Annotated in this window: 20 protein-coding genes; 1 reads left to right on the top strand and 19 read right to left on the bottom strand. The window is 70.9% G+C overall.

What is annotated here, in order from left to right; all coding sequences use genetic code 11:
• Positions 1 to 6: 6 nt before the first annotated feature.
• The 5 genes from msrB to yrfG all read right to left on the bottom strand — a co-directional run bounded on the left by msrB (position 7) and on the right by yrfG (position 4479).
• The gene (msrB, locus tag C9F13_RS08600) at positions 7 to 504 is read right to left on the bottom strand and encodes a peptide-methionine (R)-S-oxide reductase MsrB (RefSeq protein WP_108445819.1); all 498 of its coding nucleotides are present in this window, start codon (positions 502 to 504) and stop codon (positions 7 to 9) included.
• Between the two features lie 95 nt (positions 505 to 599).
• A complete protein-coding gene (locus tag C9F13_RS08595) occupies positions 600 to 2168 on the bottom strand; it encodes a phosphoenolpyruvate carboxykinase (RefSeq protein ID WP_108445818.1) in 1569 nt (522 codons plus the stop codon).
• Positions 2169 to 2447: 279 nt separating this feature from the next.
• Positions 2448 to 3323: an Hsp33 family molecular chaperone HslO gene (gene hslO / locus C9F13_RS08590; protein WP_108445817.1), complete on the bottom strand. Its 876-nt coding sequence runs from the start codon at positions 3321 to 3323 to the stop codon at positions 2448 to 2450.
• A gap of 78 nt (positions 3324 to 3401) precedes the next feature.
• Positions 3402 to 3788 carry a ribosome-associated heat shock protein Hsp15 gene (hslR, locus tag C9F13_RS08585; RefSeq protein ID WP_108445816.1) on the bottom strand — a complete coding sequence of 129 codons (387 nt, stop codon included), beginning with the start codon at positions 3786 to 3788 and terminating at the stop codon, positions 3402 to 3404.
• Complete coding sequence (gene yrfG, locus C9F13_RS08580) at positions 3781 to 4479, bottom strand: GMP/IMP nucleotidase (RefSeq protein WP_108445815.1); 699 nt, start codon at positions 4477 to 4479, stop codon at positions 3781 to 3783. The genes hslR and yrfG overlap by 8 nt, the downstream gene beginning before the upstream one ends.
• A gap of 143 nt (positions 4480 to 4622) precedes the next feature.
• Between yrfG and nudE the strand changes: the two genes are divergently transcribed.
• Complete coding sequence (gene nudE, locus C9F13_RS08575) at positions 4623 to 5228, top strand: ADP compounds hydrolase NudE (protein WP_108445814.1); 606 nt, start codon at positions 4623 to 4625, stop codon at positions 5226 to 5228.
• Positions 5229 to 5265: 37 nt separating this feature from the next.
• Here nudE and C9F13_RS08570 read toward each other — a convergent pair whose 3' ends face one another.
• From C9F13_RS08570 to nrdR, 14 genes are all read right to left on the bottom strand, one after another.
• On the bottom strand, positions 5266 to 6381 hold the full coding sequence (locus tag C9F13_RS08570) for an oxidoreductase (RefSeq protein WP_108445813.1): 1116 nt from the start codon (positions 6379 to 6381) through the stop codon (positions 5266 to 5268).
• Positions 6382 to 6470: 89 nt separating this feature from the next.
• Positions 6471 to 8315 (bottom strand): dihydroxy-acid dehydratase, encoded by a 1845-nt coding sequence (ilvD, locus tag C9F13_RS08565; RefSeq protein WP_108445812.1) that lies wholly within the window; start codon positions 8313 to 8315, stop codon positions 6471 to 6473.
• A gap of 130 nt (positions 8316 to 8445) precedes the next feature.
• Positions 8446 to 9111: a thiamine ABC transporter ATP-binding protein gene (locus tag C9F13_RS08560; protein ID WP_108445811.1), complete on the bottom strand. Its 666-nt coding sequence runs from the start codon at positions 9109 to 9111 to the stop codon at positions 8446 to 8448.
• On the bottom strand, positions 9095 to 10798 hold the full coding sequence (gene thiP, locus C9F13_RS08555) for a thiamine/thiamine pyrophosphate ABC transporter permease (protein ID WP_108445810.1): 1704 nt from the start codon (positions 10796 to 10798) through the stop codon (positions 9095 to 9097). The genes C9F13_RS08560 and thiP overlap by 17 nt, the downstream gene beginning before the upstream one ends.
• Positions 10774 to 11781 (bottom strand): thiamine ABC transporter substrate binding subunit, encoded by a 1008-nt coding sequence (thiB, locus tag C9F13_RS08550; protein WP_108445809.1) that lies wholly within the window; start codon positions 11779 to 11781, stop codon positions 10774 to 10776. The genes thiP and thiB overlap by 25 nt, the downstream gene beginning before the upstream one ends.
• A 103-nt stretch (positions 11782 to 11884) precedes the next feature.
• Positions 11885 to 14317 (bottom strand): endopeptidase La, encoded by a 2433-nt coding sequence (gene lon / locus C9F13_RS08545; RefSeq protein WP_108445808.1) that lies wholly within the window; start codon positions 14315 to 14317, stop codon positions 11885 to 11887.
• Positions 14318 to 14395: 78 nt separating this feature from the next.
• Positions 14396 to 15643: a DUF945 family protein gene (locus C9F13_RS08540; RefSeq protein ID WP_108445995.1), complete on the bottom strand. Its 1248-nt coding sequence runs from the start codon at positions 15641 to 15643 to the stop codon at positions 14396 to 14398.
• Positions 15644 to 15718: 75 nt separating this feature from the next.
• Entirely contained in the window at positions 15719 to 16192 is a 474-nt protein-coding gene (locus C9F13_RS08535) for a phosphatidylglycerophosphatase A family protein (RefSeq protein WP_108445807.1), read from the bottom strand.
• A complete protein-coding gene (thiL, locus tag C9F13_RS08530; RefSeq protein ID WP_108445806.1) occupies positions 16189 to 17205 on the bottom strand; it encodes a thiamine-phosphate kinase in 1017 nt (338 codons plus the stop codon). Before thiL ends, C9F13_RS08535 begins: the two co-directional genes overlap by 4 nt.
• Positions 17206 to 17217: 12 nt before the next feature.
• Entirely contained in the window at positions 17218 to 17721 is a 504-nt protein-coding gene (gene nusB / locus C9F13_RS08525) for a transcription antitermination factor NusB (RefSeq protein ID WP_108445805.1), read from the bottom strand.
• The gene (ribH, locus tag C9F13_RS08520; protein ID WP_108445804.1) at positions 17718 to 18212 is read right to left on the bottom strand and encodes a 6,7-dimethyl-8-ribityllumazine synthase; all 495 of its coding nucleotides are present in this window, start codon (positions 18210 to 18212) and stop codon (positions 17718 to 17720) included. Before ribH ends, nusB begins: the two co-directional genes overlap by 4 nt.
• A gap of 85 nt (positions 18213 to 18297) precedes the next feature.
• Positions 18298 to 19461, bottom strand: coding sequence for a bifunctional 3,4-dihydroxy-2-butanone-4-phosphate synthase/GTP cyclohydrolase II (gene ribBA, locus C9F13_RS08515; protein WP_108445803.1), 1164 nt, complete (start codon positions 19459 to 19461; stop codon positions 18298 to 18300).
• Between the two features lie 206 nt (positions 19462 to 19667).
• Entirely contained in the window at positions 19668 to 20816 is a 1149-nt protein-coding gene (gene ribD / locus C9F13_RS08510) for a bifunctional diaminohydroxyphosphoribosylaminopyrimidine deaminase/5-amino-6-(5-phosphoribosylamino)uracil reductase RibD (RefSeq protein WP_108445802.1), read from the bottom strand.
• Positions 20813 to 21301, bottom strand: a complete 489-nt coding sequence (gene nrdR / locus C9F13_RS08505; RefSeq protein WP_108445801.1) for a transcriptional regulator NrdR — start codon at positions 21299 to 21301, stop codon at positions 20813 to 20815. The genes ribD and nrdR overlap by 4 nt, the downstream gene beginning before the upstream one ends.
• Positions 21302 to 21321: the final 20 nt, after the last annotated feature.

Genomic DNA, 21321 nt, shown 5'->3' with positions numbered 1-21321 from the left:
CGGGGTTCAGGCGGGGACGAATCGCAGCGCCAGGCCGTTGTTGCACCAGCGCAGGCCAGTGGGCTCGGGACCGTCCTCGAAGACGTGGCCCTGGTGGCCGCCGCAGCGGGCGCAGTGGTATTCGGTGCGCGGAAAGACCAGGAAGTAGTCGACGCTGGTCAGCAGGTGCCCCTCGACGTGCTCGAAGAAGCTCGGCCAGCCGGTGCCGGAGTCGTACTTCATGTCGCTGGTGAACAGCAGCAGATCGCAGCCGGCGCAACGGTACTCGCCGGGGCGGGTCTCCTTGTCCAGCGGGCTCGAGTAGGCCGGCTCGGTGCCCGCCTCGCGCAGGATCTCGAACTGGGCGTCACTGAGCCGCTCGCGCCACTCGGCCTCGGAGAGCTCCAGTACCTCGATGTCGTCGGCGCGGGTGAGATCGGGCTTGGGCCGCGCCAGGGCCAGGCCCGGCACCAGGCCCGCGATGCCGCCGGCGCCGACCAGCCCGAGGAATTGACGTCGCTTCATGGGGATCTCCGTGCGGATACGAAAAGGGGGGAAGGGCCCTCGCCCTTCCCCCCTCAGACCGTCGGCCAGGCCAACGGTTCGCGCCGATGCGACCCTCAGATCAGGCTGGGGCCGGCCTTGACGATGGCCTCGTTGACGCCCTCGAACTTCTTGAAGTTGTCGACGAACTTGGCGACCAGCTCGCCCAGCTGGCGGTCGTAGGCAGCCTTGTCTTCCCAGGTCTCGCGCGGGTCGAGCAGGCTGGAGTCGACGCCCGGCACGGCGGTGGGCACGGCGAGGTTCAGGCCCTCGACCATGCGCGTCTCGACGTCGCGCAGCACGCCGGACTGGATGGCGCTGATGATGGCGCGGGTGGTCGGGATGGAGAAGCGCGCACCGCCCTCGCCGTAGGCGCCGCCGGTCCAGCCGGTGTTGACCAGGTAGACCTGGGCGTCCTTCTCGGCCACGCGCTTGATCAGCAGGTCGGCGTACTCGCGGGCCGGACGCGGGAAGAAGGGCGCGCCGAAGCAGGTGGAGAAGGTCGCCTCGAGGCCGGCGGAGGAACCGACCTCGGTGGAGCCGACCTTGGCGGTGTAGCCGGAGAGGAAGTGGTAGGCCGCGGCCTCCTTGGAGAGCACGGAGACCGGCGGCAGCACGCCGCTCATGTCGCAGGTCAGGAAGACGATGGCGTTGGGCTCGTCGGCCCGGTTCTCGGCCACGCGCTTCTCGACGTGCTCCAGCGGGTAGGCGGCACGGGAGTTCTGGGTCAGGCTGTCGTCGGCGAAGTCCGGCTCGCGACGGTCGTCGAGGACCACGTTCTCCAGCACGGTGCCGAACTTGATGGCGTTCCAGATGATCGGCTCGTTCTTCTCGGAGAGGTCGATGCACTTGGCGTAGCAGCCGCCCTCGAAGTTGAAGACGGTGCCCGGGCCCCAGCCGTGCTCGTCATCGCCGATCAGGAAACGCGCCGGGTCGGCGGACAGGGTGGTCTTGCCGGTGCCGGAGAGGCCGAAGAACAGGGTGGTGTTCCCGTCCTCGCCAACGTTGGCGGAGCAGTGCATCGGCAGCACGTCCTCGGCCGGCAGCAGGAAGTTCAGCACCGAGAACATCGCCTTCTTCATCTCGCCGGCGTAGCGCATGCCGGCAATCAGCACCTTCTTCTGGGCGAAGTTGAGGATCACGCAGCCCTCGGAGTTGGTGCCGTCGCGGGCCGGCTCGCAGGCGAAGAAGGGCGCGTTGAGGATGGTCCACTCGTCCTTGGACGACGGGTTGAACACCTCGGGACGCACGAACATGGTGCGGCCGAACAGATTGTGCCAGGCGGTCTCGGTGGTGACGCGCAGCGGCAGGTGGTGGACCGGGTCGCTGCCCACGTGCAGCTCGGAGACGTAGGACTCGCCGCTACCCAGGTACTCCTCGACGCGGGTCCAGAGGGCGTCGAAGCGATCCGCCGGGAAGGGACGGTTGACGCTGCCCCAGTCGATCTGGTCGCTGGTGCTCGGCTCGTCGACGATGTAGCGGTCCTTGGGGGAGCGACCGGTGCGCGCACCGGTGTTCACCACCAGGGCGCCGCTTGCGGCCAGGCGACCTTCCCCATTGGCCACCGCCCGCTCGATCAGCTCGGCGCTGCTGAGGTTGACGTGGGACGTGGCGGCTTGCTGGGGGGCGGCTTGAGTCGTGGTCATGTCGTTTCCTGGGCCTTGCGGCCGCTTCTCTCTCGTGTGCCGGGCGTCGATGACGCAACGTGGGTCGTACCGGATCGCCGCGTGCGGGGTGTTCCCGTTCTGTTCGCTTGGCGATCGAACCGAAAAAACGGCGCCATTATGGCAAAAAGCCGGCCGCCAGGAAACGCCGTTCTTGGGCGAAGTTCTTGTAGTTTTACTACTACATCGACGCCGTTCACTACCGGTCACTCCAGATTTCATGCTGCTCTGCAGCACCGAAGACGCCGGGGGCGGAACCGCTCAGTGCAGGGTGGGCGCCGGTCCCTGGGGGTCGTCCAGCATCGCCTCGACCTCCGCGGCGGTGAACGGGTAGCGGGTGTGGCAGAAGTGGCACTGGGTCTCGATGCCGCCCTGCTCGGCCAGCACCTCGCGCAGCTCCTGGGCACCGAGCCCCAGCAGCGCGCCGGCGATGCGCTCGCGGGAGCAGGTGCAGCCGAAGTAGAGCGCCTTGGGATCGAAGACCCGCACCTCCTCCTCGTGGTAGAGCCGACGCAGCACCTCGAGCGGCTCGAGGCCCAGCAGCTCCTCGTCCTTGAGCGTCTCGGCGAGGTGCACGCTACGCTCCCAGGCGTCGTCGTCCTGGTTGAGCGACTCGTCGGGCAGGCGCTGCAGCAGCAGTCCGCCGGCGCGCTGCCCGTCGGCGGCGAGCCACAGCCGGGTGGGCAGCTGCTCGGACTGGGCGAAGTAGGCGGCGAGACAGCCCGCCAGGCTGTCGTGCTCCAGGGCCACGATGCCCTGGTAGCGGTGGCCGTCGGTCGGGTCGAGGGTGATCATGATCTGCCCCTCGCCCACCAGGTCACGGAAGCCGGCGTCGTCGCCGGGAATCGCGGCCGCCTCGTCGAGGCGGGCGATGGCGCGCAGCTCACCGCCGGGGTTGGACTCGGCCATCAGCAGGGAGAGCGCGCCCTGGCCGCGCACCTCGATGCTCAGGGTGCCGTCGAGCTTGACGGTGTCGGTGAGCAGCGCCACCGCGCAGAGCAGCTCGCCCAGCAGCCGGTTCACCGCCGGCGGGTATTCGTGACGGTCGAGCACCTCGGCATAGGCGCGTTCGAGGCTAACGATCTCGCCGCGCACGTTGGTGCGCTCGAAGAGAAAACGCTGGATCTGGTCGTTCATGTCGTCGGACACCTGAAGGGTGAATAGCAAGGGACGGAGAAAGGAAGGAGCGGGCGCACCGGGCCATGCGGCCGCGGCTCACTCGCCGGAGCGCTCCTGGAAGCGCTTGATCTCGCGGCGCTGCTTCTTGTCGGGTCGCTTGAGGGGGTGCTGCATCGCCTGGTTGGTCAGCCGGCGCGCCTCGGCCTCGCGCTCGCGCCGGGCAACGCTGTCGTCGGTCTCTCGGTAGAGGGCGCGGGCCTCGGGGGCGCCGCGCCGCTGCTCGGAGAGGTCCACCACCTCGACCTCCAGGGTGTCCCAGCCCTGGGGGACGCGGATCAGCGCGCCGACCTCGACGGCCTTGCTGGTCTTGGCCCGGGCGCCGTTGTACTGGACCTTGCCGCCCTCGATGGCCTTCTTGGCCAGCGCCCGGGTCTTGAAGAAGCGCGCCGCCCAGAGCCACTTGTCGAGGCGAACGCTACTCATGCCGGCCTCCCTCGAGGCGATCGCCCTCGAGCCGCGGGCGCGCCTCGGGGAGCAGGCGGGCGAAGCGGTCCAGGGCGATGAACTCCTCGAGCTCCTTCTCGGGCCGGCGGCTGTCGGGCTGCTTGATGCCCAGCAGGTGGCGAATGCCGAACTCCCGGGCACTCTCGAGCACCGAGGCGTTGTCGTCGATGAAGAGCGTGCGCGCGGGATCGAAGGGCTCGACCTCCTGGAGGGCGAACCAGAAGGCCTGCTCCTCCTTGGGCACGCCCAGGTCCGCCGAGGAGACGATGGCGTCGAGGTACTCCTCGAGCCCGGTCAGCGGCAGCTTGAGCGCCAGGCTCTCGCGGTCGGCATTGGTGGCCAGCACCACCCGCGGGTGGGCCGCCTTCAGCCACTGCAGGAAATCCAGGGCGTCGCTGCGCAGGCCGATCAGGTGCTGCACCTCGCGCTTGAGGGCGACCACGTCGACCCCCAGCTCACGGCTCCAGTAGGCCAGGCTGTACCAGTTGAGGGTGCCCTGCTCGCGGATGATCCGCGCGCGGATCTCCTCCTGGGTCGAATCGTCCAGGCGATGCAGCTCGACGTAGCGCCGCGGCAGGTGCTCGAGCCAGAAGTGGCTGTCGAAGTGCAGGTCCAGCAGGGTGCCGTCCATGTCCAGCAGGACGGTATCGATGGCGCGCCAGTCGATCATCGCTACTCCGGGGTGAGTCGGGGGCGGTTGAGACGTAGTATTGTATCGAATCGCCCGGCGTGACGCATATCGACCGCCCTCCCCCGGGCCTGGATAGCGCGTCCCATCGCCGCCCCCACTCGCTCGCCACACGGAGTCCTGCCATGTCAGACCCGCACGATACCGCCCGGCCCTGGCCGATCCGGCCGCACATCCTCGACCGGCGCAGCGTGGCGCGCAGTCGCCTGTTCCACGTGGAGGAGCTGGACCTGCGCTTCGCCAACGGCGCCGAGCGCACCTTCGAGCGGCTGGTCGCCGGCGGTCAGGGCATCGGCGCGGTGATGATCGTGGCCATGCCGGACCCGGAGCACGTGCTGCTGATCCGCGAGTACGCCGCCGGCTTCGAGGACTACGTGCTGACGCTGCCCAAGGGGCTCGTCGACCCCGGCGAGGACCTCGTCACCGCGGCCAATCGCGAGCTGATGGAGGAGTGCGGCTTCGGCGCCCATCGCATCGAGCCGCTGGTGGAGCTGTCGCTGGCGCCCAATTACATGCGCCACCGCATGCAGGTGCTGCTGGCCACCGACCTCTACCCGAAGCGTCTGCCCGGCGACGAGCCGGAGCCGCTGATCGTCGAGACCCACGCCATCGACGAGCTCTCGGGACTGCTGGCGCGGGAGGACTTCCACGAGGCGCGCGCCATCGCGGCGCTCTACATCGCCCGGGACAAGCTGCGCAGCGAAGCCCCCGACGACACCGGCCTCTGGTGAGCCCGGCCGGGCGGCGATGCGATGACCGGGCGCCTCCCTAGCGGCTGTGCAGCCGGCGCAGCTTGCCGCCGCTCTCCTTGAGCTTCACCCAGCGACCCTGGCGATAGCTGTCGAGCCCGTGCTCCAGCAGCGTCATCACCTCCAGGGCCGAGTCGCCGGTGACCGGCGGCGGCGCGCCCTCGAGCAGCGTGCGGGCGATGCCGGCGTAGTAGGCGGCGTAGTCGCCCGGCACGACCGGCGCCTCGCGACTCACCAGGGCGACCGACTCGCGCTCGCCATCGCCCGTCTCTCCCACCTCTCCCGCCTCGTCGAGGGTCAGGGTGCCGGGCGAGGCGTCCACGCCCCAGCCGGGCGTCGGCGACTGCCCCGCCTTAAGCCACGCCTCCTGGGGGTCCCGGCCGTACTTGACGAAGCTGCCGCGGGTGCCGTGCACCCGGAAGCGCGGCGTCGGCTCGGCCACCAGGGAGCTGGCCCGCAGGGTCACCCGCAGGTGGTCGTACTCCAGCAGGGCCAGGAAGTCGTCGTCCACCTCGGCCCCCTCCCGGGCGGTGGCGAGCTCCAGCAGGATCGCCCGGGGCATGCCGAACAGCTCGTGGACCTGGTCGAGCAGGTGCGGCCCCAGGTCGTACCAGATGCCGCCGCCCGGCCTGTGGCGGTCACGCCAGCGGTCGGTGACAAGGGGCCGGAAGCGATCGACCCGCGACTCCAGGTCCACCACCCGCCCCAGGGTGCCATCGTCGATCAGCGCCCTGAGGGTCAGGAAGTCGCTGTCCCAGCGGCGATTGTGGAAGACGCTCAGCAGGCGATCCGCCCCGTCGGCCTGCGCCTTGAGCAGGCGCGCCTCGGAGGCGGTGACGGTGAAGGGAGCATCGATCACCACGTGCTTGCCGGCGTTGAGGGCCGCCTTGGCCAGCGGGAAGTGGGTCTCGTTGGGGGTGGCGATCACCACCAGGTCGATGTCGCGTCGCGCCAGCAACTGGGCCAGCTTGGGCAGCACCTCGAGGCTCGGATGATCGGCCTGGACCCGCTCGGGATGGGTGCTGACCACACCGCTGAGCTCCAACCCCGGCGCCGCCTGGATGAGCGGCGCGTGAAAGGTGCGTCCGGCCGTGCCGTAACCCACCAGACCGACGCTTAACGTCTGTGTCTTCATGGTGCTGGCTTCCCTGCTGATGACGCGAACCCCGGCGCCGGCCGGGGTTCGCATGCGGGCCCTGCTGTTTCCAGCCTAGTTCTTCCAGCTTAGTCCAGCTTCGTCAGATCGCGCACCGCCCCCTTGTCGGCGGAGGTCGCCAGCAGCGCATAGGCCTTGAGGGCCGCCGAGACCTTGCGGTCGCGCTGCAGGCTCGGCTTCCAGGCGTCGCGGCCGCGGGCCTCCTGGGCCTCGCGACGCTGCCCGAGCGCCTCGTCGGAGAGCAGCACGTCGATGGAGCGGTTGGGGATGTCGATGCGGATGCGATCGCCGCTCTCGACCAGGCCGATGGCACCGCCCGCGGCGGCCTCCGGCGAGACGTGGCCGATGGAGAGTCCCGAGGTGCCGCCGGAAAAGCGACCGTCGGTGAGCAGCGCGCACGCCTTGCCGAGCCCCTTGGACTTGAGGTAGCTGGTCGGGTAAAGCATCTCCTGCATGCCCGGCCCGCCCTTGGGGCCCTCGTAGCGGATCACCACCACGTCGCCCTCGCTGACCTTGTCGGCGAGAATGTCCGCCACCGCCTGGTCCTGGGACTCCACCACGTGGGCGCGGCCCTCGAAGACCAGGATGGAGTCGTCGACGCCGGCGGTCTTCACCACGCAGCCATCGACGGCGATGTTGCCCTTGAGCACGGCGAGGCCGCCCTCGAGGGAGAAGGCATGGTCGAGATCGCGGATGCAGCCGGTGGCGCGGTCGCCGTCGAGGCTCGGCCAGCGCGCGCTCTGGGAGAAGGCGGTCTGGGTGGGGATGCCGCCGGGGCCGGCGCGGAAGAACTCCACCACCTCGGGGCTCGGGGAGCGCATGATGTCCCACTCCTCGAGGGCCTCGGCCAGGCTGTCGCCATAGACCGTGGGCACCCGGGTATCGAGCACGCCGGCGCGGTCGAGCTCGCCGAGGATCGCCATGATGCCGCCGGCGCGGTGCACGTCCTCGATGTGGTACTTCTGGGTGTTGGGCGCCACCTTGCACAGCTGCGGCACTTCCCGCGACAGCCGGTCGATGTCGGTCATGGTGAAGTCGACCCCGGCCTCCTGGGCGGCGGCCAGCAGGTGCAGGATGGTGTTGGTGGAGCCGCCCATGGCGATGTCCAGGGTCATGGCGTTACGAAACGCCGCCTTGGAGCCGATGGCACGCGGCAGCAGGTGCGCCTCGTCGTTCTCGTAATAGCGCTTGGCCAGCTCGACGATGCGATGCCCGGCGGTCTCGAACAGCCGGCGGCGGTCGGCGTGGGTGGCCAGCACCGTGCCGTTGCCGGGCAGCGCCAGGCCCAGCGCCTCGGTGAGGCAGTTCATGGAGTTGGCGGTGAACATGCCCGAGCAGCTGCCGCAGGTCGGGCAGGCGCTGCGCTCGACCTCGTTGAGGGTCGCCTCATCCACGCTGTCGTCGGCGGCCATCACCATGGCATCGACCAGGTCGAGGCCGTGGTCCAGCAGCTTGGTCTTGCCCGCCTCCATGGGCCCGCCGGAGACGAAGATCACCGGCACGTTGAGGCGCATGGCGGCCATCAGCATCCCGGGGGTGATCTTGTCGCAGTTGGAGATGCACACCAGGGCGTCGGCGCAGTGGGCATTGACCATGTACTCGACGCTGTCGGCGATCAGGTCGCGGCTCGGCAGCGAGTAGAGCATGCCGTCGTGGCCCATGGCGATGCCGTCGTCCACGGCGATGGTGTTGAACTCCTTGGCCACCCCGCCGGCCTTCTCGATCTCCCGGGCCACCAGCTGGCCCATGTCCTTCAGGTGCACGTGACCGGGCACGAACTGGGTGAAGGAGTTGGCCACGGCGATGATCGGCTTGTGGAAGTCCTCGTCCTTCATGCCGGTGGCACGCCACAGGGCGCGGGCGCCGGCCATGTTGCGACCGGCGGTGGTGGTGCGGGAGCGGTACTCGGGCATGGTGTCCTCTTCTTTTCTCGTGCATGCCGCCCTCGCCTCCTCGGCGTGCGAGGAGCCCGGGGCGGTTCTCGTGTGTCCAGACGACGGATTCTGTCACGCGCCCGGCGCTCAGGCCAGCACCTCGGCTGGCTCAGGCCGGCGCCTGGGCGTCGAGGCGCAGCCGGCCACCCTCCAGCCGGGCGCGCCGGTCGGCCAGCGCCTCGATGTCGTCGCGGTCGTGGCTGACCAGCAGCACCGCGGCGCCCGCGGCCTTCTGGCGGCGCACCAGGTCCCAGAGCCCCGCACGGGTCGCCTCGTCGAGCCCAGAGAAGGGCTCGTCGAGCAGCAGGATCCTCGAGCCGCGCAGCAGCGCGCGCAGCAGCGCCACCCGCTGGCGCTGGCCCCCGGAGAGCTCCGCGGGCAGGCGGTCGTGGAGCCCCGAAAGCCCCACCTCGGCGAGGCCCTCGCGAACCCGGACCTGCTGCGCCGGGGTAAGGCGCATGTCCGGCGCCAGGCCCAGCCCCACGTTGAGCCACACCGGCAGCTGATCGAAGAGGTTGTGCTCCTGAAAGACGGTGGTGATGCCGCGCTCCCAGGGTGGCCGCGGGAGCAGGTCCTCGCCCTGCCAGGCAAGGGTCCCGCCGGCCGGCTCGAGAAAGCCCGCCAGCAGCCCCAGCAGGGTGCTCTTGCCGGCGCCCGAGGGGCCCGCCACCGACAGGCACTCGCCGGGGGCGAGCCGGAAGCCGAAGCAGAAGTCCGGGGTCTCGCCGGGCTCACAGCGATCGTAGTGGAAGCTCAGGTCACGGCACTCGAGCATGGTGCTCCTCGCGGGCGAAACGGTTCCAGGGATAGCGGGGCGGGCGGCGGGTCAAGAGGCCGAGCAGCACGAACACCAGCACCACCAGCGAGAGCAGCAGCAGCGCCGTGGCGGCGGCGCCCTGCCAGCGGTAGCCGCCGAGCTGCTGGAAGAGCAGCATCGGCAGGGTCGGCGCCGAGGGGCTGCCGAACAGCGCGATCACGCTGAAGTCGCCCAGCGACAGGGTCATGGCGTAGGCCAGCGCCAGGGCCAGGGGGCGGCGCAGCCGCGGCCAGACCAGCCAGCGCAGCCGCACCCGCCCGCGGATGCCGAACTGGTCGGCCAGGCGTACCTCGGGGGCCGAGAGCCCGGGCAGCGCCCCGCGGATCACCTGCATGGCGAAGGGCAGCGCCATGAAGGCGTTGACCAGCACCACCAGGCCGTAGCCCTGCCAGCCGCTGCCAAGCGTCGGGCGTAGCAGCAGGAAGAGCCCGGTGCCGAGCACCAGGGCGGGAATCACCAGGATTAGCTGGCCGCCGCCCTCCATCAAGAGCGCCGCCACGGCGTGTCGCCGGGCCTTGAGCCAGCGGCTGCCGACGAGCAGCGATAGGGCCAGCGCCAGCGCCCCACCCGCTGCACCGAGGGCCATTACCAGGCTACGCGCCGCGGCGGCCCACAGGCTCGCCTGGCGGGGCAGCTCCGGCAGCCCGGCCAGGCCCGCCAGCACCACGGCGGCCAGCGGCGGCAGCAGCAGCGCCGCCAGCGCGGTGAGCCAGGCGGCATCGGTGAGTCGCGAGAGGCCCAGGGCATCGCGGCGGCGCCAGCGCCCGCCGAGGGGCAGCGCGACGTGGCCCACCACCAGCGAGGGCGCCCCGCCCCGGGAGAGCGCGAGCAGCCACAGCGACAGGCAGATGGTGAGCTGGGTCAGCGCCAGCAGGGCCGCCAGCGCCAGGTCGTGATCGAACTTCAGCGCCTGGTAGAGCGCCACCTCCAGGGTCGAGGAGCGCGGCCCGCCGCCCAGGGTCATGACGATGGCGAAGCTGGTGAAGCAGAGCGTGAAGACCAGCGCCGCGAGCCGCGGCAGCAGGGGTTTCAGCCGCGGCCACTCCAGGGTGCGCCAGAGCGCCGCCCGGGTCAGGCCCAGCTGGGAGGCGAGCCGCCAGTGGGCCGCGGGCGCCGTCTCCAGCGCCTGCAGCATCAACCGGGCGGCGAGCGGCAGGTTGTAGAAGACGTGGGCCAGCACGATGCCCGAGAGGCCGTAGAGATAGCCCGACTCCGACCCGACGAGCCCCTCCCAGAGCGGCGCCGCCCAGCCGCGCCGGCCGTGCACGGCCACCAGGCCGAACAGGCCGATCAGCGTGGGCAGCACCAGCGAGAGCTCCATGGCCCTCAGCAGCAGCCCGCGCCCCGGGAAGCGCGGTCGCCGCGCCAGGGCCAGCGCCACCGGCACGGCAAGCCCCACCGCGAGCAGGGTCGAGAGGGTCGCCTGCCAGAGGGTGAAGCGCAGCACCGCGGCGAGCCAGGGCTCCTGCCAGAGCGCCGCCGGCTGCACGCCCCGGGCCTGCCACAGGAGCGCGCCGAGGCTGCCAAGCCCGAGCCCCGCTACCGCCGCGAGGGCGGCGAGGCCAAGCCCCGGCGCCCAGCGCGAGCGGCTCTCCCAGCGCAGGGAGGTCGTCCCACCGCTCACCGGACGCTGGCGTTGAGCCACTCGCGGATCCACTCGCGGCGGTGCGCGCGCACCTCCTCGGGCGTGAACGTCAGGCTTTCGGGGGCGATCAGCCGGTCGAAGACCTCGGGCAGCTCGTCGCCCAGGTCGATGGCCGGGTTCATGACGTTGCCCAGCGGGATATGGCGCTGGAAGGCCGGCGTCAGGATGAAGGCGAGGAAGTCCCGGGCCAGCTCGGGCTGTTCGGTGGTGCGCAGCATCGCCGCGGTCTCGACCTGCAGGTAGTGGCCCTCCTCGAACTCGGCGGCCTGGTAGCGGTCGGTCTCCTCCACCGCCATGTGGTAGGCCGGCGAGGTGGCATACGACAGCACCATGGCCGCCTCGCCGTTCATGAACAGCGAGAAGTAGGCCTGGCTCCAGCCGTTGGTGACGGCGAGCGTACGCTCGTTGAGCCGCGCCCATACCTCGGGGGCCCGGTCGCCGTAGAGTTTCTTGATCCACAGCATCAGCCCCTGGCCGGTGACGCTGGTGCGCGGGTCCTGGAGGATCACCTTGACGTCCTCGGGGGCCTCGAGCAGCTCGGCAAAGCTGCCCGGCGGCGTCTCGAGCTGCTCGGTGTCGTAGACGAAGGCGAAGTGGCCCCAGTCGTAGGGCAGGAAGGTGTCGTCACTCCAGTCGATGGGCAGGTCGAGGGCGTCGGTCTCGGCGCCGTGGGGGGCGAGCAGGTCGAGTGCCCGCGCCTCGGCCATCAGGTTCATGTCCAGGCCCAGCACCAGGTCCGCCCGGCTGCCCTCCCCCTCCAGGCGCAGGCGCTGGAGGATGTCGACGCCGCCGGGCAGGGCCACGAACTCCAGGTCGCAGCCGCCGCAGCGGGCCTCGAAGGCCTCCTCGATGCCGGGGCCGGGGCCCCACTCGGAGACGAAGGAGTCGTAGGTGTAGACGGTCAGGGTCGGGTCGGCCTGGAGCGGGCCGGCGACCAGCAGCGCCGCGAGCGACGCGCCGGCGGCATGAACCTTGGAGGGCATGGGCATTCCTTGTTGTTCGCACACTTTTTCGCAAAACCAAACGACGCACCCGCCATTATGCCATCGGCGGGTGCGTGCGGGAGGATAGAGCCTGGGTCCAGGGTCAGCCGAAGACCACCTTGGCCACGTCGCGATAGCGGCCGGCGAAGTGCACCGTCAGCCCCTCCTTGAGGTAGTCGGGCAGCTCGTCGTAGTCGCGGCGATTGGCCTCGGGCAGGATCAGCTCGAAGATGTCGCTGCGCCTAGCGGCGATCACCTTCTCGCGGATGCCACCCACCGGCAGCACCTGGCCGGTCAGGGTCAGCTCGCCGGTCATCGCCAGCGGCCGGTCGAGGGCGTGGTGCCGGGCCAGCGAGAGCAGCGCCGTGGCCATGGTCACCCCGGCCGAGGGGCCGTCCTTGGGCGTGGCCCCCTCCGGCACGTGGAGATGCACGAAGGCGGAGTCGAAGAAGTCCGCGTCGGCCCCGTATTCGCCGAGGTGGCCGAGCACGTAGCTGTAGGCGATGTTGGCCGACTCCTTCATCACGTCGCCGAGCTGGCCGGTGAGCTTGAAGCCGCGATCCAGGGCGTGCACCTTGCCGGCCTCCACGGAGAGCGTGGCGCCGCCCATGGAGGTCCAGGCGAGCCCGGTGACCACGCCCTCGCCCTTCATGACCTGCTCCTTGCGGAAGATCGGCGGGCCGAGGTAGGTCTCGAGGTTGTTGACCGAGACCCGCACCGACTGCTGCTCGTCCTCGAGCAGCTTGACCGCCGCCTTGCGCACGATGCGATGCAGCTGCTTCTCGAGCTGGCGCACCCCGGCCTCCCGGGCGTAGCCCTCGATCACCTGGCGCAGCGCCGCGTCGGTGAGGTTGATACGCTTCTTGGGAATGCGGTCGCGCTTCAGGAGCTTGGGCCACAGGAAGTGCTTGGCGATGGCCACCTTCTCCTCGGCGATGTAGCCCGAGAGGCGGATCTGCTCCATTCGATCGAGCAGCGCCGGGGGGATCGAGTCCAGGGTGTTGGCGGTACAGACGAAGAGCACCTTGGAGAGGTCCAGGCGCACGTCGAGGTAGTGGTCGAGGAAGTCGACGTTCTGCTCCGGGTCGAGCACCTCGAGCAGCGCCGAGGCCGGGTCGCCCTGGAAGGACTGGCCCATCTTGTCGATCTCATCGAGCATGATCACCGGGTTCTCGACCTCGACCTCCTTCAAGGCCTGGACCAGCTTGCCGGGCATGGCGCCGATGTAGGTGCGCCGGTGGCCCTTGATCTCGGCCTCGTCACGCATGCCGCCCACCGAGAAGCGGTAGAACTCGCGGCCCAGGGCCTCGGCGATGGAGCGCCCCACCGAGGTCTTGCCGACGCCCGGCGGGCCGACCAGCAGCAGGATCGAGCCGCCCACGTCGCCCTTGAAGGTGCCCTCGGCGAGGAACTCGACGATGCGCTCCTTGACGTCGTTCAGGCCGTCGTGGTCCCGGTCGAGCACCGTGCGGGCGTGGGCCAGGTCGAGCTGGTCCTGGCTGTGCACGCCCCAGGGCATGGCGGTGAGCCAGTCGAGGTAGTTGCGGGTGGTGCCGTACTCCGGCGAGCCGGTCTCCAGCACCGAGAGCTTGTCGAGCTCGTCGTCGATGCGCTCCATGACCCGCTCGGGCACCACCCGCCCCTCGAGGCGCGCCCGGAAGGTGTCGACGTCGTTCTCGCGGTCGTCCTTGGAGATGCCGAGCTCGCGCTGGATCACCTTGAGCTGCTCGCGCAGGAAGAACTCCCGCTGGCGCTCCTGCATCTGGGCGTTGACCTGCTCGCTGATCTCGCTCTGCAGCTGGGCGACGTCGATCTCCTTGCGCAGCAGCGGCAGCACCTTCTGCATGCGCCCCATCACCGGCAGGGTCGCCAGCACGTCCTGCAGCTCCGGTCCCTTGGCCGAGGTGATCGCCGCGGCGAAGTCGGTCAGCGGTCCCGGCTCGTGGGGGCTGAAGCGGTTGAGGTAGTGCTTGAGCTCCTCGCCGTAGAGCGGGTTGATCGGCAGCAGCTCCTTGATGCCGTTGATCAGCGCCATGGCGTAGGCGCGGGTCTCGTCGTCCTCGGCATCCACCGGCTCGCGGGGATAGCTCACCTCGACCAGGTAGGGCGGCTCCTTGGAGAGCCAGCGCGTGATGCGAAAGCGGCGCATGCCCTGGGCGATGAACTGGATCTGCTGATCCTCGCCCTGCAGCTTGTGGACCCGCACCGCAGTGCCGATCTCGGGGAAGTCCTCGCCGCCCAGCTCCTCGACGCCGGTCTCGCCGACGAAGGCCAGGCCGACGGTGCGATGCGGCGTGTTGCCGACCCGACGGATGGTCTCCTCCCAGCGCTCGCGGTTGATCACCAGCGGCTGGACCTGGGCGGGGAAGAAGGGCCGATTATGGATCGGCAGCAGGTAGATGCGCTCGGGCAGCGACTCGCTGGCGGGCACCACCGAGTGGTGGCCCTCTGTGCCGGGCAGCTCGTCGTCGAAGGTCTCGTCGTCGTTGGCGTGGATCCAGTCCAGGCCATCCTGCATCTCGTGGTCGTCGCTCATGCGGTCCTCATCCTGAATCGTCGGGAAGGTTCCCGGGGGCTGCCTTGAGGGATGCGGGCAGCGGGGCCCGACTTCAAGTCACTGACGCCGTTCGAGGATCGGCGCCAGCGGCCGACCGTTGATCCTGACCCGCCCGCGTACCACGTCGATCGCCAGGTCCTCGGTGCCGAGCGGCAGGCCGAGCCACAGCGCCACCACCGGCGGCACCTGATCCCAGGTCACGTCGCCGTAGAGCCGCTCGCGCCAGCGGGCCTGCTCCTCGGGCTCGTCCAGCGCGGCCGGGTCCAGCGCCTCGAGGTCGTCCGCGTCGAAGAACAGGGCGCCGCCGCCGCGGGCGTCCAGGCCCAGCATCGGGCTGTCGAGGTCGACGGCATGGAGGTCGAGCCGCGGCGAGTCCTCGAGCAGGCCGAGCAGGTCGGGCTCCAGGCGCGCCAGCAGCGCCCCCGCCTCGCGGTCGGTCTCGCCGCGGGCCGCCTCGTCGCGCAGCACGGCGAGCACCCGGCGCAGCGCATCGGCGTTGATCCGCGAGAGCTCCAGGGCGAGGCGGCCCGTCAGCAGCACCTCGTCGGCGGCCATCAGCCGGTCGAGAGTCAGCTCGCTCTCGATGCGCAGCTCCGCCTCGTCGAGGGTGGTGCGGCTATGCAGCACCAGGCCGCTGGCGTCCAGCGCGAGGTCCGGCTGGCGCCAGGCGACGCCTTGCACCTTGAGCAGGTCCTGCTGAGTGAAGTGGTAGGCGTCGTCGGTGTAGGCGTAGCGGCTCTCCAGGGTGGTCGGGCCGGCCTCGAGGGTGATCGCGCCATCGCTGAGCCGCCAGGGCGCCAGGTCGGCCTGCAGCCGCCAGTCGCCGTAGACGCCGCTGAAGGTGAGCTCGCCGCCGCGAAACTCCAGCGCGCGCGCCTCCTGGCTGACGATAAAGGGCGAGAGCGTCAGGCGCCCTTTCAGGGTCGCGCCGAGGGTGTGGTAGCGGGCCTGCCAGCGCGGCGGCGAGGAGGGCAGCAGATCGCCGAACAGCCGGCGGTCGGCGCGCCCGAGGTGCGGCTTGAGGGTGCCGTCGATGCGGGTCGTGATCACCCCGTGACGCGCCTCGTAGGGCAGCGCCAGGTGCCAGGCCCGGCCGAAGCGCGGGGTCAGGTGGAGGGTGCCGCTGGACTCGAGCCAGCCGCGCTCGACGTCGGTGCGCTCGACCAGCAGGTCGCCGCGGGCGGCGAGATCCTCGAGGGCCCGGGCCAGTTCACGCTCGAAGAGCAGGCTGGCGATGGCCTGGGCCGCCGCCCAGAGCAGCGCCAGCCCCACCACCACCGGGACGATCAGTCGTTCCTTGCGCATCATGGCCTTCCTTGTCCGCGCCGAATCCGGGCCACCGTGCCGCACCGCGAGGGAGCGCTTTCGCGGCGCGGCGATTCAGTGGAGCCAGAACCACAGGTGCATGGTACTCCATGCGTAGGCCGCGGCGAGGACATCGTCGATCATGATGCCGAAGCCGCCGGCGACCCGGCGATCCGCCCAGCGGATCGGCCAGGGCTTGAAGACGTCGAAGACGCGAAACACCACGAACCCCCACAGCGCCGCCTCCCAGGAGAAGGGCACGGCGGCCATGGTCAGCCAGTAGCCGACGAACTCGTCCCAGACGATGCCGGAGTGATCATGGACGCCCAGGTCGTGGGAGGTCTTGTCGCAGAGCCAGATGCCCCACAGGAAGGTCACCGCCACCAGGCCGAGGTACCACCCCAGCGGCAGCTCGGACATCAGCCAGTAGAAGGGAATGGCGGCCAGGGTGCCGAAGGTGCCGGGCGCGAAGGGCACGGTCCCACTGCCCAGCCCGAAGGCCAGGAAGTGCACCGGGCGGCGCCAGACGCTGGCGGGAGCCTGGTTCATGAGGCACCGCCTGGGGCGCCGCCCGACGGAGCGCCGCCCGACGGAGCGCCGCCCGACGGACCGCCGCTCGGCTGGAAGTGCTGCCAGCCGCGCTCGCTGCCGAGCGCCACCCCGCGAATGCCGGGCGCCTCGACCAGCCGGCCGATCTCGGTCAGCGCCAGGCCAAGCTCGGCCAGCCGGCCGCGCGCCGTGGCGAGGTGCTCGGGCGGCAGGGCGAGGAGCAGCTCGTAGTCGTCGCCGCCGTGCAGCGCCGCCTCGCGCGCGCCCGCCTCACCGAGCGCATCAAAGAGCCCCTCGGCGAGCGGCAGCGCCTCGGGGATCAGCTCGGCCCCCACGCCGGAGGCCTCGAGCACGTGGCCCAGATCGGCCAGCAGGCCGTCGGAGACGTCGATGGCGGCACTCGCCAGACCGCGCAGGGCGAGTCCCGCGTTGAGGCGCGGCCGCGGATGCAGGTAGCGCGCGAGCAGCGGATGGGCGAGATCGCGCTCACCGCGCTGCCAGAGAGCCAGCCCCCCGGCGCCGCCGCCGAGCGCCCCGGTCACCGCCAGCACCTCACCCGGCCGCGCGCCGCTGCGGGTCAGCGCCTGCTCGGGGGGCACCTCCCCCATCACCGTCACGCCGATGGCGAGCTCGCCGCGGGTCACGTCGCCGCCCACCAGGGCAGTGCCGGTGGCGTCGCAGAGTGCATGGAAGCCGCGGGCGAAGTCGGCGAGCCAGGCGTCATCGTCCGCCGCCGGCAGGGTCAGCGACATCAGGCACCAGCGGGCGCGGGCGCCCATGGCGGCGAGATCGCTCAGGCTGACCGCCAGCGCCCGGTGACCGATCGCCGCGGCCGGGGCCGCCTCGGGGAAGTGGACCCCGGCGACCGAGGTGTCGACGCTGACCGCCAGCCGCTGGCCCGCCGTCGGCGCCAGCAGGGTGCAGTCGTCGCCCACCCCCAGGCTCACGCCGGCATCCGCGCCGGGAGCCTCGGGCGTGAAGTAGCGGCTGATGAGTTCGAATTCGCTGTGCATCGGGACGGGCCTTCAGCGGCGACGGGCAGTGACCTCGGCGGACCGCAGCCGCCCGGCAAGCTTGTCGAGGATGCCGTTGACGTACTTGTGCCCGTCCGTGGCCCCGAAGGACTTGGCGAGCTCGACGCCTTCGGTGATCACCGCGCGATATGGCACCTCGAGGCGCTTGGCGAGCTCGTAGGCGCCCAGGCGCAGGATCGCGAGCTCGATGGGATCGAGATCCTCGAGGCGGCGATCGAGCAGCGGCGCGATGGCGGCGTCCAGCGTCTGGCGCTCGCGGGCCACGTTGTGCAGCAGCTCATGGAAGAGCGCCAGGTCGGCGATCTCCATGACCTTGTGCCAGTTCTCGTGATCCTCGAGGTCGTCATCGGCCACCTGGCTGCGGAACTCCGCCTCCACGGCGCTGATCGACTTGCCGGTCATCTGCCACTGGTAGAGGCCCTGGACGGCCAGCTCACGGGCCGCATGGCGCGACTGCTGCGCCTTCGAGGGCGCCCGCGTACGCTCGCCGCTCATGCCTCACCCCCGGCGGCGTCGCCGAAGCAGCGCAGCAGCGAGACCATCTCCATGGCCGCCATGGCCGCCTCGGCGCCCTTGTTGCCGGCCTTGGTGCCGGCCCGCTCGATGGCCTGCTCGATGGATTCGACGGTCAGCACGCCGTTGGCCACCGGGGTATCGAACTCGAGCTGCAGGTTGCCCATGGCCGTGTTGCAGCCGCCGGCCACGTATTCGAAGTGGGGGGTACCGCCGCGGATCACCGCGCCCAGGGCGAGCACCGCATCGGGGCGCGCCACCTGGAGCACGCGCTTGATCGCCAGCGGCAGCTCCCAGGCACCGGGCACGTGGACGATGTCGATGTTCTCGGCGTCCACGCCGTGGCGCACCAGGCTGTCCACGGCGCCCTCGACCAGGCTGTCCACCACGTGGTGGTTGAAGCGGCCGACCACGATCACGTAGCGGCCATCGACGTCGACGAAGCTGCCTTCGACTTGGGAAATCGGTTGCATGGTTCTGTGTCCTGAAAGATCCGGTACGGAAGGGTCCGGGGGCATGGCCGCGGGCCATGCCGTGATGATGAAGGCGGGCGCGGCGTCAGTCGTCGCACGCCTCGCCGGGCACGGGCTCGCCGGGTTCCAGGCGCTCCACCACCTCGAGGTCGAAGCCGGAGAGGGCGGAGAACTTCCAGGGCGAGCTCAGAAGGCGCATCTTGCCGACGCCCAGGTGGCGCAGGATCTGCGAGCCGGTGCCGATGGTCAGGTAGTTGCCGGCGCCGTCGGAGTCGCTGGTGCGCGGCGGACGACGGCGCTCGAGGAACACCTCGAGCATGTCGTGCAGGTCCTGGCGCGGGCGACCGTCGTCGAGCAGCACGAAGACGCCGTGCTCGGCGCCGGCCACCTCGGCCAGCGCCTGATGGGCGGTCCAGCTTTCCCGCTCGCCCTTCTGCAGGGCCAGCAGGTCGCGCATCACGTTGGCCAGGTGCACGCGCACCGTGGTCGGGACCTCGGGATGCGGGTGTCCCTTGACCAGCGCCAGGTGATGGGCGCCCTGGATGCTGTCGCGGAAGACGTGCAGGGTGAGCTCGCCGAAGGCGGTCTCGACCGGGCTCGACTCCACCGGCTGCACGGTCTGCTCGTTGTGGATGCGGTAGTGGATCAGGTCGGCGATGGTGCCCATCTTCAGGCCGTGCTCCACGGCGAAGCGCTCGAGCTCGGCGCGGCGCGCCATGCTGCCGTCCTCGTTCATCACCTCGCAGATCACGCCGCTGGGGTCGAGGCCGGCCAGCGCCGCGAGGTCGCAGGCCGCCTCGGTGTGGCCGGCGCGGCGCAGCACGCCGCCGGGCTCGGCCATCAGCGGGAAGATGTGGCCGGGCTGGACGATGTCCTCCGCCCGGGCGTCGCGGGCCACGGCGGCCTGGACGGTGCGCGCCCGGTCGGCGGCGGAGATCCCGGTGGTGACGCCCTCGGCGGCCTCGATGGAGAGGGTGAACTTGGTCCCGAAGCCGGAGCCGTTGTCGCGCACCATCAGCGGCAGCTGGAGACGCTCGCAGCGCTCGCGGGTCATCGGCAGGCAGATCAGCCCCCTGGCGTGGCGCGCCATGAAGTTGATGTGCTCGGCCTCGACCTTCTCGGCGGCCATGATGATGTCGCCTTCGTTCTCGCGATCCTCGTCATCCATCAGGATCACCATCTTGCCCTGACGAATGTCCTCGACCAGCTCTTCGATAGGGGCCAGGCCCCCGGATGAGGAGTGCACCATGGAGTCTCCATTGATTCAGCGTGGTGGCCGTCGCGGTCCCGCGACGATCGGGTCGCCCTCCGGCGTCGCCACCTCGAAACCGCGTCAGGGTACCGTGGCGCGTCGGTGGGCGCCAGTAGATAGCATCCGTGGCGCGTCGGTGGGCGCCAGTAGATAGCGGCCGTGGCGTATCACCGCTCACCGCTCGTCACGGGGCGGCGGGGTACTCAGGAAGCAGACGTGGTCGGACGCGTGGGCCTTGCGGTGATACGCCAATCCTGGCCCACGGCACGGATGTCGAGGATCTCGAGCCCCTTCTGCTGGGCCATCAGCGACAGGCCCGGCAGCGCGAAGAGCGGGCGCGCCTCGCCGCCGAGCAGGGTCGGCGCCACGAACAGCTGCATCTCGTCGATCAGGTTCGCCTCGAGCATGGCGCCGGCGAGCGTCGCCCCGGTCTCGAGCAGCACCTCGTTGGCCTGCTCCACCTCGGCCAGGTGGTGCAGCAGGGCGTCGAGGTCGACCCGGCCGTCGGCGGCCGCCGGCATCACCACCACCTCGGCGCCGGCCTCCTCGAGCCGCGCGCGCCGCTCGGGCTCGTGCTCGGCCAGGGTCGCCACCAGGGTGCGGCCCGGCTCGCGCAGACAGGCCGCCGCCTGGGGCAGGCGCAGGCGGGAGTCGACCACCACGCGCAGCGGCTGGCGGGCGGCGATCGCCTCGCCATCGGGCAGCGCCAGCTGCTCGGCGCGCACGGTGAGGCGGGCGTTGTCGAAGATGATCGACTCCACCCCGGTCAGGATGGCGCTGGATCGCGCGCGCAGGCGCTGCACCTCGCGGCGCGCCTGGGGCCCGGTGATCCACTGGGACTCGCCGGAGCGCATGGCGGTGCGCCCGTCCAAGCTCATGGCCATCTTCAGGCGCACGAAGGGCCGACCGTGGGACATGCGCATCACGAAGCCGGAATTGAGCGCCAGCGCCTCGTCCTCCAGCACGCCCACCGTCACCTCGATAGCGGCCTCGCGCAGCAGGGCGATGCCCCGGCCGGCCACCTGGGGGTTGGGGTCCTGCATGGCGACGACGACATGGGCCACCCCGGCCTCGACCAGCGCCCGGGCGCAGGGGCCGGTGCGGCCCTGATGGGAGCAGGGCTCCAGGGTCACGTAGGCGGTGGCGCCACGGGCGGCCTCGCCCGCCGCGCGCAGGGCGTGGACCTCGGCGTGGGGCTCGCCTGCCCGGTCGTGCCACCCCTCGCCGACGACCCGTCCGTCCTTGACCAGCACGCAGCCCACCCGGGGGTTGGGGTCGGTGGTGTAGCGGCCGCGCTCGGCCAGCTTCAGGGCGCGGGCCATCCAGGTCTCGGGCAGGGTCGGGGCGCTCATCCGCGCCCTCCGGCGGGATCGTCGGGGAAGCCGGGTTCCTGGGCCAGGCGATCGATCTCGGCGCGGAACTCGTCGATGTCCTGGAAGCGGCGGTAGACCGAGGCGAAGCGGATGTAGGCGACCTGGTCGAGGCGCTTGAGGGCCTGCATGACCTCCTCGCCGATGTCCCGGGCGTGGATCTCGCGCTCGCCGCGGGCCCGCAGGTGCTGACGGATGCGCTCCACCGCCGCCTCGATCGACTCGGCGCTGACCGGGCGCTTCTCCAGGGCGCGCAGCATGCCGGCGCGCAGCTTGGCCTCGTCGAATACCTCGCGGGTGCCGTCGGACTTGATCACCCGCGGCATCACGAGTTCGGCGGTCTCGTAGGTGGTGAAGCGCTCGCCGCAGGCCGCACACTGCCGACGCCGCCTCACCTGATCACCCTCGGCCACCAGGCGGGAATCGGTCACGCGCGTGTCGTTGGCGCCACAGAAGGGGCAATGCATAGGGGGTAACCCGACGTCGA

The sequence above is a fragment of the Halomonas denitrificans genome (assembly GCF_003056305.1).
Lineage (GTDB): Bacteria > Pseudomonadota > Gammaproteobacteria > Pseudomonadales > Halomonadaceae > Halomonas > Halomonas denitrificans.
This window is presented reverse-complemented; position numbering and strand designations above follow the sequence as displayed.

What these genes read in the sequence shown, in the direction of transcription:
- msrB (WP_108445819.1), bottom strand. Translation starts at nt 504, where the DNA reads ATGAAGCGACGTCAATTCCTCGGGCTGGTCGGCGCCGGCGGCATCGCG.
- C9F13_RS08595 (WP_108445818.1), bottom strand. Translation starts at nt 2,168, where the DNA reads ATGACCACGACTCAAGCCGCCCCCCAGCAAGCCGCCACGTCCCACGTC.
- hslO (WP_108445817.1), bottom strand. Translation starts at nt 3,323, where the DNA reads ATGAACGACCAGATCCAGCGTTTTCTCTTCGAGCGCACCAACGTGCGC.
- hslR (WP_108445816.1), bottom strand. Translation starts at nt 3,788, where the DNA reads ATGAGTAGCGTTCGCCTCGACAAGTGGCTCTGGGCGGCGCGCTTCTTC.
- yrfG (WP_108445815.1), bottom strand. Translation starts at nt 4,479, where the DNA reads ATGATCGACTGGCGCGCCATCGATACCGTCCTGCTGGACATGGACGGC.
- nudE (WP_108445814.1), top strand. Translation starts at nt 4,623, where the DNA reads ATGTCAGACCCGCACGATACCGCCCGGCCCTGGCCGATCCGGCCGCAC.
- C9F13_RS08570 (WP_108445813.1), bottom strand. Translation starts at nt 6,381, where the DNA reads ATGAAGACACAGACGTTAAGCGTCGGTCTGGTGGGTTACGGCACGGCC.
- ilvD (WP_108445812.1), bottom strand. Translation starts at nt 8,315, where the DNA reads ATGCCCGAGTACCGCTCCCGCACCACCACCGCCGGTCGCAACATGGCC.
- C9F13_RS08560 (WP_108445811.1), bottom strand. Translation starts at nt 9,111, where the DNA reads ATGCTCGAGTGCCGTGACCTGAGCTTCCACTACGATCGCTGTGAGCCC.
- thiB (WP_108445809.1), bottom strand. Translation starts at nt 11,781, where the DNA reads ATGCCCTCCAAGGTTCATGCCGCCGGCGCGTCGCTCGCGGCGCTGCTG.
- lon (WP_108445808.1), bottom strand. Translation starts at nt 14,317, where the DNA reads ATGAGCGACGACCACGAGATGCAGGATGGCCTGGACTGGATCCACGCC.
- C9F13_RS08540 (WP_108445995.1), bottom strand. Translation starts at nt 15,643, where the DNA reads ATGCGCAAGGAACGACTGATCGTCCCGGTGGTGGTGGGGCTGGCGCTG.
- C9F13_RS08535 (WP_108445807.1), bottom strand. Translation starts at nt 16,192, where the DNA reads ATGAACCAGGCTCCCGCCAGCGTCTGGCGCCGCCCGGTGCACTTCCTG.
- thiL (WP_108445806.1), bottom strand. Translation starts at nt 17,205, where the DNA reads ATGCACAGCGAATTCGAACTCATCAGCCGCTACTTCACGCCCGAGGCT.
- nusB (WP_108445805.1), bottom strand. Translation starts at nt 17,721, where the DNA reads ATGAGCGGCGAGCGTACGCGGGCGCCCTCGAAGGCGCAGCAGTCGCGC.
- ribH (WP_108445804.1), bottom strand. Translation starts at nt 18,212, where the DNA reads ATGCAACCGATTTCCCAAGTCGAAGGCAGCTTCGTCGACGTCGATGGC.
- ribBA (WP_108445803.1), bottom strand. Translation starts at nt 19,461, where the DNA reads ATGGTGCACTCCTCATCCGGGGGCCTGGCCCCTATCGAAGAGCTGGTC.
- ribD (WP_108445802.1), bottom strand. Translation starts at nt 20,816, where the DNA reads ATGAGCGCCCCGACCCTGCCCGAGACCTGGATGGCCCGCGCCCTGAAG.
- nrdR (WP_108445801.1), bottom strand. Translation starts at nt 21,301, where the DNA reads ATGCATTGCCCCTTCTGTGGCGCCAACGACACGCGCGTGACCGATTCC.